This is a genomic window from Domibacillus epiphyticus, from assembly GCF_001975785.1.
In the GTDB taxonomy this organism is placed as follows: domain Bacteria; phylum Bacillota; class Bacilli; order Bacillales; family Domibacillaceae; genus Domibacillus; species Domibacillus epiphyticus.
Window position 1 is genome coordinate 99,260 of record NZ_MSFI01000009.1, and the last position, 12,686, is coordinate 111,945.

Below are 12,686 nucleotides of genomic sequence, written 5' to 3' on the forward strand. Positions count from 1 at the left end.
AAATGCTCCCTCTTTGAGGGGGCATTTATTCATATAGACTTTACCGAATAGGAGGATTTTTTGATTATGACAACATATAATCGTAAAAAAGTTTCTGTAATCGGCGGCGGTTTTACGGGTGCCACAACAGCATTCCTTCTTGCTCAAAAAGAACTTGCTGATGTAGTTCTTGTTGATATTCCACAAGCGGATGGCCCGACAAAAGGGAAAGCACTTGATATGCTGGAAGCAAGTCCGGTCCAAGGCTTTGATGCCAATATTACTGGTACCTCTGATTACGCAGAAACTGCCGGTTCGGATATTGTCATTATTACGGCTGGTATTGCACGAAAACCAGGCATGAGCCGTGACGATCTGGTTCAAACAAACCAAAAAGTAATGAAAGCAGTAACTTCTGAAATTGTAAAATATTCTCCGGACTGCACAATTATTGTATTGACGAACCCGGTAGATGCGATGACTTACACAGTATTAAAGGAATCAGATTTTCCGAAAAATCGCGTTATTGGCCAATCAGGTGTTCTTGATACTGCTCGTTTCCGCACGTTCGTTGCTCAGGAGCTTCAAGTATCGGTGAAAGATGTAACTGGATTTGTATTAGGCGGCCACGGTGATGACATGGTTCCGCTTGTACGCTACTCTTATGCTGGCGGTATTCCACTTGAAACATTGATTCCGAAAGACCGCCTAGATGCAATTGTTGAGCGTACACGTAAAGGCGGCGGCGAAATCGTGCAGCTTCTAGGTAACGGTTCTGCATACTATGCACCAGCCGCTTCACTTGTTGAAATGGCAGAAGCGATCTTAAAAGATCAACGCCGTATTCTTCCGGCTATTGCATACCTTGAAGGGGAATATGGCTACCGCGATTTGTACTTAGGTGTTCCAACTATTCTTGGTGCCGGTGGTATTGAAAAAGTTATCGAACTTGATCTGACTGCAGAAGAAAAAGCAGGTCTTGATAAATCTGCTAATGCTGTCCGTAACGTTATGTCCATTCTTGCTTAATATGAGTCAAGGAATCCGCCCTAACCAGGCGGTTTTTTTAATTCTATATGTAAGAACAACGGCTCTTTCTCATGGAGAACAATTTCGTTATAATGGAAGATAGACATTACTACCAGGGAGGGCGCAATGAAGAAAATTTTAGTCGTAGATGATGAGTCATCTATCGTTACATTAATTAAATATAATCTAGAGCAAGCAGGATTTGAGGTAGAAACCGCATGCGATGGAGAAGAAGCCCTCCTCCGTGCGGAAGAAACATCACCAGATTTAATTATCCTTGACTGGATGCTTCCAAAATTTGATGGGATGGAAGTATGTAAAGATTTGCGGCAGCGCCGCGTAACGACACCTATTCTAATGCTTACAGCTAAGGATGAAGAGTTTGATAAAGTGCTTGGTCTTGAACTTGGAGCCGATGACTATATGACAAAACCGTTCAGCCCAAGAGAATTGATTGCCCGAGTAAAAGCAATCTTGCGCCGTGTGCAGCAATCACCGGTGGAGCAGCCTGAAGAGGAAAAAGAAACAGATCAAAATATTGAGGTAGCCGATTTGTCATTATTTCCGGAAAAGTATGAAGCATATTTCAAAAATAATTTATTGGAACTGACACCCAAAGAGTTTGAATTGCTCTTGTTCCTGGCAGAAAATAAAACTCGTGTGCTGACGCGGGATCAGCTTCTTAGCGCTGTGTGGAAATACGATTTCGTTGGTGACACGCGCATTGTTGACGTCCATATTAGCCACTTGCGTGAAAAAATCGAAGAAAACACGAAAAAACCGCAATACATTAAAACGATTCGCGGGCTTGGATACAAGCTGGAAGAACCGAAAGAAGCATGATCAATTTTCGTACACGGCTCATTTTGTCACTTGTGACACTTATCGCTGTCGTACTGGTAGCTCTTGGTGTATGGCTTGGGCAACTTTTTAAAACGTATTATTTAGCCACAATTAATGATCGTTTGGAAAAAGAAACCGCGCTGCTTGCAGATGAAATTAGTAACTCAGGTGGTATTGCTTTCTTTAATCCAGTCTTACTCAATGAGTGGAGCAGTAAAATGGATAATCGATTAACAGTTGCTAATAATGAAGGAAACATATTATATGACAGCGGCGCCAGTAATGAACAGCACACAGCGATTCACCGTGATGTCGTTCACCGTATTTCAGAAACAGTAAATCCGGAACATTATAAAAATGCATTGCGGCGTAAAATGGATATTCAATATCATTGGAAAGATATCGTCAACGTGAATGGTGAAAAAGAAGGGTATATTGTCATGAGCATGCGGGTGGATGCATTAGATGATATTTATAGCCAAATATGGCTGATTTTATTAACGTCGCTTGGTTTGTCGCTAATTTTAATTATTTTTATTGGAACGAAAATTACAAGCCGCTATGTCAAACCAGTCGAGTCTGCAACCGCTGTTGCAATTGAATTGGCGAAGGGGAATTACCGGGCGCGAACGTATGAAACACCGCCGGATGAAGTGGGCATGCTGAATACATCCATTAATATTCTTGCCCGAAATCTGCAGGAAATGATGCAGGCGCAGGAAGTACATCAAAATCGTTTAACGACATTGATTGAAAACATCGAAAGTGGACTTCTCTTAATTGATGACCGTGGATATATTATAATGGCGAACCGTTCGTTTAAAAAGATGTTCGGAAATGAACGTATTATTAAAAAGCGGTATCATGAAGCGATAACACAAGATGAAGTTACGAAAATTGTAGAAGATGTGTTTATGACTGAAAAAAATGTCCGCCGTCAGATGACGATCCCGTTTCAGTTGGAACAAAAAGTATTGGAAGTGTCAGGTGCACCTATTATCGGAACGAATGATGAATGGAAAGGCATTTTAGTTGTTTTCCACGATATTACCGAGTTGAAACACCTTGAACAAATGAGAAAAGATTTTGTAGCAAATGTATCGCACGAGTTAAAAACGCCGATTACGTCTATAAAAGGGTTTTCGGAAACATTGCTCGACGGTGCGTTAAATGATCCAGAAGCGGCGAAAATGTTTCTCGATATTATCTGGAAAGAAAGCGGCCGGATGGAAACACTCGTAGCTGATTTACTGGATCTTTCGAAAATTGAGCAAAAAGGGCTTGTATTAAATATAAAACCTGTTTTGTTAAACAAATTGCTTAATGAAGTCATTGTAACACTTGAAACAAGACTTGAATCAAAGCAAATTGATTTGAGTGTGCAGCTGAAAGAGGAACTGATCATTCCGGGTGATGAATACAGATTAAAGCAGGTTTTTCTAAATTTAATTACGAACGCTATACTATACACACCTCAAGGAGGTAATATAAAAATTGAGGGATGTGATGCTGGTGAAACAGTAAATGTTACTGTTTCAGATAACGGTATAGGGATTGAGAAAGCAGAACTGCCGCGTATTTTTGAGCGATTTTACCGAGTTGATAAAGCGCGGAGCCGTGAATCAGGCGGGACTGGACTTGGCCTTGCCATTGTAAAACATATAATGGAAGCGCACCATGGAAAAATAAGTGTGGAGAGCGAAGTGAACAAAGGAACAGCATTCACTGTTTCTTTTCAAAAAAAACTTTCCAACAATTTTACAAAATATTAACGAAAGGTTTACAACCTGTTTATATTTAACTGATATAGTATAAATATCAACCCCCTTTATCCAGCTTTTTGTTGGAGGAGGATCCCTTCTTTGTCGAGGGACCTCCGCTTTTTTTATCAGGATGACGAATAAGCCGTTGTTTTCTTTTTTTGTTCTGCACATGGTAGAATAAGAAAGAAAATAACGGCTTTTTTACGCGCACTTTTTAGAAGTGCAAAGGAGGCAACATGAACAAAAAATTAGTATTGATCGATGGTAACAGTATTGCATACCGAGCGTTTTTTGCACTGCCGCTTTTGAGCAATTCAAAAGGGATACATACGAACGCCGTATACGGATTTGCGATGATGTTAAATAAAATTGTGAAAGATGAACAACCATCACACATTCTCGTGGCATTTGATGCCGGTAAAACGACTTTCCGCCACGAAACGTATAAAGAATATAAAGGAACGCGCCAGAAAACGCCGCCCGAGTTGTCCGAGCAATTTTCATATGTGCGTGAGCTGTTAAAAGCATATGGCATTCCATATTATGAATTAGAAAACTACGAAGCGGATGATATTATTGGTACACTCTCGCTCGAAGCTGAAAATAATGGGTTTCAAGTAAAAGTGTATTCTGGGGATAAAGATTTAACACAGCTTGCAACGGAAAAAACAACGGTATGTATTACAAGAAAAGGCATTACTGATATTGAAGAATATACCCCTGAACATGTAAGGGAAAAGTATGGTTTGACGCCGGATCAAATTATTGACATGAAAGGATTAATGGGGGATTCATCTGATAACATTCCTGGCGTTCCCGGAATTGGTGAAAAAACAGCGGTCAAATTGCTGAAACAATTTCACTCTGTTGAAGCCCTTCTTGAATCTATTGATGATGTTAGTGGTGCCAAATTGAAAGAAAAACTGCACGACAACAAAGATATGGCACTGTTAAGTAAAGAGCTTGCGACCATAATGAGAAATGTACCTTTAGATGTCACAACAGACCGGCTCATCTACAGTGGATCGAATGAAGATCAATTATATGATTTATTTCGCGAACTAGAATTTAAAACATTGATTGAGGGATTGAACCGTACAGAACAAGTAGAAGAAACTTCTGATGTTTTATTCAACACCATTACAAAGCCGGAGCCCAAGCACTTTGAATGCGCAGAATCCCTTTATGTGGAAATGATTGACGTGAATTATCATAAATCACCAGTTGCAGCCATTGCCGTATCTGGCAGCGGTATGACGTATTTCATGACTGGTGAAACAGCACTTGCGTCTGATGCCTTTAAAAATTGGGCGGAAGAGAAATCAATTCGTAAAACTGTTTTTGATGCGAAACGGACGGTCATTGCATTACGGAGACACGGTATTGAACTCGCAGGCATTGATTTTGACGTGTTTCTTGCTTCGTACTTGATTAATCCGTCTGAATCACCTGATGATTTTGCAGGTGTCGCAAAATTACATGGTGAAACCGGGATTGCATCCGATGAAGCGGTATACGGAAAAGGAGCCAAACGGGCAATTCCTGTTGAAGAAGATTTCGCAAAGCACGTTAGTGCGAAAGCGGAAGCGCTCAGTCGCCTGGATGATACGTGCCGGAGGGAGCTTTCCGAAAATAGCCAGAATGAGTTATTTGATGAGCTGGAACTCCCGCTTGCTTTAATTCTAGCGGATATGGAATCTGAAGGAGTCCGCGTTGATATGGACCGACTCGAAGAAATGGGTGCAGAACTGAAAAAACGTCTGGAGGAAATGGAGCGGACGATTCATGAGCTTGCTGGTACAGAATTTAATATTAATTCACCAAAACAGCTCGGCGTTATTTTGTTTGAAAAACTTGGTCTGCCTCCTTTGAAAAAAACAAAAACAGGTTATTCCACATCAGCTGAAGTACTTGAAAAGCTCGCACCATCTCACGAAATTGTCCGGCATATTCTTGATTACCGTCAAATTGGGAAATTGCAGTCGACCTACATTGAAGGGCTTTTAAAAGTAGCCGATCCGGAAACGAACAAAATTCATACTCGTTTTAATCAGGCGTTGACGCAGACTGGTCGTCTAAGTTCAACTGAACCGAATTTGCAAAATATACCGATCCGCCTGGAAGAAGGAAGGAAAATCAGACAGGCTTTTATTCCAGAAAAAAAGGATTCGGTTATGTTTGCGGCCGATTACTCCCAAATTGAACTGCGCGTTCTTGCACATATTTGTGGTGATGAAAAGTTAATGGAGGCGTTTCGTCAAGATATGGATATTCATACTGCTACGGCAATGGAAGTTTTCCATGTCGGTCAGGAAGATGTTACATCAAATATGCGCCGTCAGGCAAAAGCAGTGAACTTTGGAATTGTATACGGCATTAGTGACTACGGATTATCTCAAAACCTGGGCATTACGAGAAAAGAAGCAGCAGAATTTATTGAGCGTTATTTAAACACATATCCGGGTGTAAAGGAATACATGGACGATATCATCCGGGAAGCGAAAGAAAAAGGATATGTGACAACATTATTGAACAGACGCCGCTACATTCCTGAGATCACAAGCCGCAACTTTAATTTGCGCTCGTTTGGTGAACGGACGGCGATGAATACACCTATCCAGGGAAGTGCTGCAGATATTATTAAAAAGGCGATGATTGATGTTGCAGAACGGATTGAAAAGGAATCATTAACATCGAAGCTTTTATTGCAGGTACATGATGAATTAATTTTTGATGTACCGAAAGAAGAAATTGCTGCAATGGAACGAATCGTACCAGAAGTTATGGAGCACGCATTTGAACTTGATGTACCGCTTAAAGTGGATTATTCATTCGGACCGACATGGTACGATGCAAAATAAGGAGTGAAACAATATGCCGGAATTGCCAGAAGTCGAAACGGTCCGGCGCACATTGATTGATCTTGCCGTTGGAAAAACAGTTGCAAAAGCGGATGTCCGCTGGCCTAAAATCGTTAAGCGTCCAGAAGAGACGGTACAGTTTCAAGATGCGCTTGCAGGTGAAACCATTCAGGATATTTCAAGGCGGGGGAAATTCTTAATTTTCCATCTCGATCATTACGCACTCGTTACGCACTTGCGCATGGAAGGGAAATTTTCTGTAAAGGAACAGTCAGAACCGGAAGCACCGCATACGCACGTTGTGTTCACATTTACAGATGGGACAGAGCTGCGCTATCGTGATGTGCGTAAATTTGGGACGATGCATTTATTTGAAAAAGGGACAGAAAACAGACATGCACCGTTGATTGGTCTCGGGCCAGAACCTTTTGATGTTCAATTTACAGCTGATTATTTATACGATCGGCTTAAGAGAACATCACGCCAGGTAAAAACAGCCCTTTTAGATCAGATAATTGTGACCGGGCTCGGAAACATCTATGTCGATGAAGTATTATTCCGATCACGTGTTCATCCACACCGGCGATCCACCTCGATCTCAAAAGAAGAAGCTGGGCGCATTCATTACTTTACGAAAAGTGTACTAGCTGAAGCAATTGACCGCGGTGGAAGTACAATTCGCTCGTATGTGAATAGTCAAGGAAAAAAAGGGACATTTCAAGAAGTGCTAAACGTGTATGGCCGTGCTGGAGAGGCTTGTGTTGAGTGTGGTGAGGAAATTGTGAAAACCAAAACGGGCGGCCGCGGCACGCATATATGCCTTCATTGTCAGCCGCTCCCGGAGGAACAATCGTAATGGCTATTATTATAGGGTTAACTGGCGGGATAGCGAGTGGGAAAAGTACAGTCAGCAGCATTATGGCGGAAAAAGGATTTACGGTCATTGATGCTGACAAAGCTGCACGTATTGTGGTTGAACCAGGACAGCCGGCATTACAGAAAATTATTAATGTATTTGGTTCTGCTATTCTAACATCAGAAGGAACCCTTGATAGGGTAAAAATGGGGGGAATTGTGTTTCATGATGAAGAAAAGCGGAAACAGTTAAACGAAATCGTTCATCCATCTGTTAGAAAATGGATGTTAGATGAAAAAGAGAAGGCTGTCGAAGCAGGAAAAAGAACCATTATTTTTGATCTTCCGCTCTTATTTGAAAGCAAGCTTACCTGGATGGTAGACAAAAGCCTTCTGATCTATGTTGATCCAGAAACGCAGCTAAAGAGATTAATGAAGCGAAACAGCTATACGGAGCAGGAAGCGCATGCCCGAATTCGATCGCAAATGCCGATTAATGAGAAAAAGGAACTGGCTGACTATATAATTGATAATAGTGGATCACTCGATGAAACGGTAAAGCAGGTAAATAAATGGATTGCCCGATTAAGGTTGGAAACTTAATCGGGTCTTTTTATGTCCCTATTTATCAGAATTTAAAGAATTTTAAAATTGGGGCAATTTATTATTCCATTCTATTTTTAATATGTTATACTATTTCTAGGTAATTTAAATAAAAAGTATAACATTAAAGTATAGGAGGCCCCGATTTATGACAAAGGCGAAAGTAGCGATTAACGGATTTGGCCGTATTGGCCGCATGGTATTCCGCAAGGCGATTTTAGATGATGAACTTGATATTATAGCGGTGAATGCCAGCTATCCGGCGGAAACGCTAGCGCATTTGCTCAAGTACGATACGAATCATGGAAAGTTTGAGGGAGACGTACAATCGGAGGAAGGCGCATTGATCATTAACGGAAAACGCGTGCAGCTGCTTTCAAGCCGTAATCCGCTCGAATTGCCTTGGGGTGAACTCGGCATTGATATTGTGATTGAAGCAACTGGAAAATTCAATGCGCGTGAAAAAGCAGCACTTCATCTGGAAGCCGGGGCGAAGAAAGTGGTATTAACGGCGCCAGGCAAAAATGAAGACGTGACAATTGTAATGGGTGTGAATGAAGAAGCACTTGATGTTGAACATCATGATGTTATTTCAAATGCTTCATGCACAACGAATTGTTTAGCACCTGTTGCAAAAGTGCTTGAAGACAAATTCGGTATTGAAAACGGTTTAATGACAACCGTTCATGCGTATACAAATGATCAAAAAAATATTGATAATCCACATAAAGACTTGCGCCGCGCACGTGCGTGCGGGCAATCAATTATTCCAACATCAACAGGGGCTGCCAAAGCATTATCACTAGTGCTTCCTCAGCTTAAGGGAAAACTTCACGGTATGGCTCTTCGAGTTCCAACATCGAATGTATCACTTGTTGATCTCGTTGTGGATGTAAAGCGTCCGGTTACAGCTAAAGAAGTGAATGCTGCATTTATTGACGCATCAGAAAATGAACTAAAAGGCATTTTAGATTTTACTACGGAACCGCTTGTATCGGTTGATTTTAACACGAATCCCCATTCATCCACTGTTGATGGATTGACGACAATCGTCATGGACGGAACGAAGGTGAAAGTGCTCGCTTGGTATGATAATGAGTGGGGTTACTCATGCCGTGTCGTTGATCTTGTTCATTTTGTGGCGGATGAAATGAAAAAGAAAGTGAAGATTACAGCATAACGTAAGCGGTAACAAGCTCCGGCATATGCCGGAGTTTTTCTTTATACAAAAATTTAAAAGAAACTTGTTGCAAAATGTTGCGGCAGGTTTTATACTCAAATTTGTGAAATAAATTCTGCTTAAAGGGTTAGGACCTCTTCGGACTAACTTTCCCCCGTGGCAGTGATCACTTTTACAATTGACACAAAAATTTACTTTGTAAAAGGGGGAAACGATCATGGAAACAATGGGTCGTCACGTCATTTCAGAATTATGGGGCTGCAATTTTGACAAATTAAACGATATGGAAGTAATCGAGAGAATTTTTGTCGACGCCGCTCTTAAATCAGGTGCGGAAATCCGCGAAGTCGCGTTCCACAAATTTGCTCCGCAGGGAGTAAGTGGAGTCGTCATCATCTCCGAGTCACATTTAACGATTCATAGTTTTCCTGAACATGGGTATGCAAGCATTGATGTATATACATGCGGGGATCTAGATCCAAATATTGCTGCAAACTATATCGCAGAAGCGCTAGAAGCTGAAACACGCGAAACAATTGAAATGCCGCGTGGTATGGGTCCTGTGCAATCACAACTTAAAGAAGCTGCAAACGTCATGTAAACAAAAAGAGGTGTATGATATCATACACCTCTTTTCTATTTCCATGCCGTCTTTTTTTTAGTATGATAAGGAGTAAAGACAGAAAATCGGAGTTGATTTTTATGATTTGCCCTGACTGCCGCTTTAACGGAACGAAAGTGGTTGACTCGCGGCCTGCTGATGATGGTCATTCCATCCGCCGGCGTCGTGAGTGTGAACAGTGCAGCTACCGGTTTACGACATTTGAGCGAGTTGAACATATGCCGCTTATCGTTGTTAAAAAAGAAGGAATGCGCGAAGAGTTCAACCGCGAAAAAATGCTGCGTGGATTAATAAAGGCATGTGAAAAGCGGCCAGTTCCCCTTGGTACACTTGAAAAAATGACAGCGGACATTGAACGAGACATACGGGCAAAAGGTATTTCAGAAGTTCATTCAGATAAAGTCGGCGAGATGGTAATGGACAGACTCGCTGATATTGATGAAGTGGCTTACGTTCGATTTGCCTCTGTATACAGACAATTTAAAGACATTAACGTATTTTTAGACGAGTTAAAAGAAATTATTAACAAAGAAAAATAATCCCGGGAGATACGGCGCTCCGGGCTTTTTTTCTTCTGTCAGGAGTGAACAGCATGAATAGACATTGGAATGAAATGCAGCCTGCAGACGGATATACGGTTTCACTATTCGGCTGTATTGACAGCCTTGAGCGAAAAGTGATCGCTCTGTTATATCAGCCGCTCGTTGGTGCGCAGGCAGTGAGCCTTTATATGACGATGTGTGCGGAAGTGGAAGACGGTAAACTATCGTCCGGCGGAGCTCCTCATTATCATTTAATGAATACACTCGGCTGCAGTCCACAGCAAATTTACGAAGACCGTCTGAAACTTGAGGGAATTGGTCTATTAAAAACATATGTAAAAAGAACGGATTCTACTCGTGAATTTTTGTATGAAATCCAGCCTCCTCTTCCGCCGGATCAATTTTTTTCAGACGGACTTTTAAATGTATTTTTGTACCGGAAAATCGGCCGGCCGCATTTTTTGCGTTTAAAACAGATGTTTTGTGATAAAGAAGTAAAAACAGCTGATTTTCTTGATGTAACGCATGACTTTCCGGACGTTTTTACGACAAGCTATACAGATGGAAAGGAAGCTGAGATGGATAGTGTCGCACAGCCTGGAAGCAGGTTTGCTAAAAACGGGGAAAGCTCTGGTCCTGTTTTAGCTCATACTTTTGATTTTTCAGCGCTTGAATTAACGCTGAAAGATGCACTGATTCCAAAGTCAGCGTTGACTCCTTATATAAAAGAAACGATAAAAAAATTATCGTTTTTATATGGCATACAGCCGCTTGAAATGAAAAATCTTGTCTTGTCAGCGATTAATGAACACGATGAAATCGATGTAGAAGAATTAAGGAAGTCTGCGCGTGATGCCTACCAATTCGAATCTGGCGGCCGTCTGCCCGATATGACGCCGCGTAATCAATCGGTTCCTTCACCGGCTGTTATTGAGCCAAAAACGCAGGAGGAAAAACTGATTCACTATTTGGAGACAGTGTCGCCGCGACAGCTGCTAATCGATATTTCTGGGAGCGTTCCGTCTAAATCAGATATGCAAATAATCGAGCAGGTCATGCTTCAGTATAATCTTGAGCCGGGCGTGGCCAACGTCCTTATTCAATATGTTATGCTAAAAACGGATATGAAGCTTTCGAAAAGCTACGTTGATAAAATTGCTTCACACTGGGCACGTAAAAAAGTAAAGACCGTAGTGGATGCAATGAACCTAGCGAAAAGTGAACAGCGGCAATACGATGAATGGGCAAAAAATAAAGACAAGCCGAAAGCATCAGGTAATAGAAAAACAACGCGTCAGGAAAAATTGCCGGCGTGGTTTACAGAACAGAAAGAAGAAAAAGAAACGGTTGATCATAGTTTTGAAGAAGAAAAACGAAAGCTTGAAGAAGCGTTAAGAAAACGTACAGAAAGGGCGCCTGCCGGTGAAAAAGATTAATGAAGCACTCGGGAATTTGAAAACGTCACCCGGATTTAGTGATTTATATGAAAAATCGAGACAGGAAGTGATGAGTGATAAAGCGATCCGCTCATTTATAGAGGAGAATAATCTAAGTGACAAAGCGATTTCAAAAGGAATTGTAAAATTGGATGAATATCGATCACAAAGTCATTCCTGCAGCAAATGTCCCTCACTTGATGGCTGTATAAATATTATGAAGGGATATGAACCCGAGCTTGTCGTAAGCCGGGGTGCAGTTGAAATTGAATATAAACGATGTCCTCAAAAATTGCGTGAGGATGAGATGAAGCATTTGCAGCGTCATGTAAAAAGTTTTTATATGCCGAAAGATGTATTGAAAGCGACTTTTCCTGCAGTGGAAATAGACAATAGGAGCAGGCTTGAAGCTGTCAAATCGGCGAGGGATTTCGTGGATGGGTTTACACCGGGGGAAATGTCAAAAGGATTGTACATTCACGGTAAATTCGGCGTTGGAAAATCATTTTTATTTGGCGCCATTGCCAATGAGCTCGCCGAAAAACATATTGCATCTATGATTGTATACTTCCCGGAGTTTGTTCGTGAAATGAAACAGTCGCTTAATGATCAGACAACTGGTGCGAAAGTAGAAGCAGTAAAGTCAGCTCCAGTACTGATGATTGATGATATTGGTGCAGAAACGATGTCGAGCTGGATTCGCGACGACATTTTAGGGACTATTTTGCAACACCGGATGCTTGAAGGACTGCCTGTTTTGTTTACATCGAATTTTGACTATTATGGTCTTGAACATCATTTAACGTATTCGCAGCGTGGTGAATCAGAAGCGTTGAAAGCGGCACGAATTATGGAACGGATTAAATATTTAACCGTTCCGGTAGAAATGACCGGTGTTAACCGGCGCAAATAAATCACTCTTGATTTTCACGCAGTGTGATACTATAATAACGTCATATGAAAAGCGACGACA

At 41.4% G+C, this 12,686-nt stretch carries 11 protein-coding genes; all 11 read left to right on the forward strand.

Features of this window, described 5'->3' with window-relative positions:
- Window positions 1-66: 66 nt before the first annotated feature.
- Window positions 67-1,008: a malate dehydrogenase gene (gene mdh / locus BTO28_RS05860; protein WP_076764602.1), complete on the forward strand. Its 942-nt coding sequence runs from the start codon at window positions 67-69 to the stop codon at window positions 1,006-1,008.
- A gap of 126 nt (window positions 1,009-1,134) precedes the next feature.
- Window positions 1,135-1,851, forward strand: a complete 717-nt coding sequence (locus tag BTO28_RS05865) for a response regulator transcription factor (protein WP_076764603.1) — start codon at window positions 1,135-1,137, stop codon at window positions 1,849-1,851.
- Window positions 1,848-3,623 (forward strand): two-component system histidine kinase PnpS, encoded by a 1,776-nt coding sequence (pnpS, locus tag BTO28_RS05870; RefSeq protein WP_076764604.1) that lies wholly within the window; start codon window positions 1,848-1,850, stop codon window positions 3,621-3,623. The genes BTO28_RS05865 and pnpS overlap by 4 nt, the downstream gene beginning before the upstream one ends.
- A gap of 227 nt (window positions 3,624-3,850) precedes the next feature.
- Window positions 3,851-6,475, forward strand: a complete 2,625-nt coding sequence (gene polA, locus BTO28_RS05875) for a DNA polymerase I (RefSeq protein ID WP_076764605.1) — start codon at window positions 3,851-3,853, stop codon at window positions 6,473-6,475.
- Between the two features lie 13 nt (window positions 6,476-6,488).
- The gene (mutM, locus tag BTO28_RS05880) at window positions 6,489-7,331 is read left to right on the forward strand and encodes a DNA-formamidopyrimidine glycosylase (protein ID WP_076764606.1); all 843 of its coding nucleotides are present in this window, start codon (window positions 6,489-6,491) and stop codon (window positions 7,329-7,331) included.
- On the forward strand, window positions 7,331-7,933 hold the full coding sequence (gene coaE, locus BTO28_RS05885; protein ID WP_076764607.1) for a dephospho-CoA kinase: 603 nt from the start codon (window positions 7,331-7,333) through the stop codon (window positions 7,931-7,933). The genes mutM and coaE overlap by 1 nt, the downstream gene beginning before the upstream one ends.
- Window positions 7,934-8,081: 148 nt before the next feature.
- A complete protein-coding gene (locus BTO28_RS05890) occupies window positions 8,082-9,113 on the forward strand; it encodes a glyceraldehyde-3-phosphate dehydrogenase (protein WP_076764608.1) in 1,032 nt (343 codons plus the stop codon).
- A gap of 217 nt (window positions 9,114-9,330) precedes the next feature.
- Window positions 9,331-9,714 (forward strand): adenosylmethionine decarboxylase, encoded by a 384-nt coding sequence (gene speD / locus BTO28_RS05895; protein ID WP_076764609.1) that lies wholly within the window; start codon window positions 9,331-9,333, stop codon window positions 9,712-9,714.
- A 101-nt stretch (window positions 9,715-9,815) separates the two neighbouring features.
- A complete protein-coding gene (nrdR, locus tag BTO28_RS05900; RefSeq protein WP_076764610.1) occupies window positions 9,816-10,274 on the forward strand; it encodes a transcriptional regulator NrdR in 459 nt (152 codons plus the stop codon).
- A 53-nt stretch (window positions 10,275-10,327) separates the two neighbouring features.
- Entirely contained in the window at window positions 10,328-11,713 is a 1,386-nt protein-coding gene (locus tag BTO28_RS05905; RefSeq protein WP_076764611.1) for a replication initiation and membrane attachment family protein, read from the forward strand.
- On the forward strand, window positions 11,700-12,626 hold the full coding sequence (gene dnaI / locus BTO28_RS05910; RefSeq protein ID WP_076764612.1) for a primosomal protein DnaI: 927 nt from the start codon (window positions 11,700-11,702) through the stop codon (window positions 12,624-12,626). The genes BTO28_RS05905 and dnaI overlap by 14 nt, the downstream gene beginning before the upstream one ends.
- The last annotated feature ends 60 nt before the right edge of the window (window positions 12,627-12,686 follow it).

Coding starts and splice junctions, on each gene's coding strand:
- mutM (WP_076764606.1), top strand. CDS start 6,489: ATGCCGGAATTGCCAGAAGTCGAAACGGTCCGGCGCACATTGATTGAT.
- mdh (WP_076764602.1), top strand. CDS start 67: ATGACAACATATAATCGTAAAAAAGTTTCTGTAATCGGCGGCGGTTTT.
- speD (WP_076764609.1), top strand. CDS start 9,331: ATGGAAACAATGGGTCGTCACGTCATTTCAGAATTATGGGGCTGCAAT.
- BTO28_RS05890 (WP_076764608.1), top strand. CDS start 8,082: ATGACAAAGGCGAAAGTAGCGATTAACGGATTTGGCCGTATTGGCCGC.
- coaE (WP_076764607.1), top strand. CDS start 7,331: ATGGCTATTATTATAGGGTTAACTGGCGGGATAGCGAGTGGGAAAAGT.
- BTO28_RS05905 (WP_076764611.1), top strand. CDS start 10,328: ATGAATAGACATTGGAATGAAATGCAGCCTGCAGACGGATATACGGTT.
- nrdR (WP_076764610.1), top strand. CDS start 9,816: ATGATTTGCCCTGACTGCCGCTTTAACGGAACGAAAGTGGTTGACTCG.
- BTO28_RS05865 (WP_076764603.1), top strand. CDS start 1,135: ATGAAGAAAATTTTAGTCGTAGATGATGAGTCATCTATCGTTACATTA.
- polA (WP_076764605.1), top strand. CDS start 3,851: ATGAACAAAAAATTAGTATTGATCGATGGTAACAGTATTGCATACCGA.
- pnpS (WP_076764604.1), top strand. CDS start 1,848: ATGATCAATTTTCGTACACGGCTCATTTTGTCACTTGTGACACTTATC.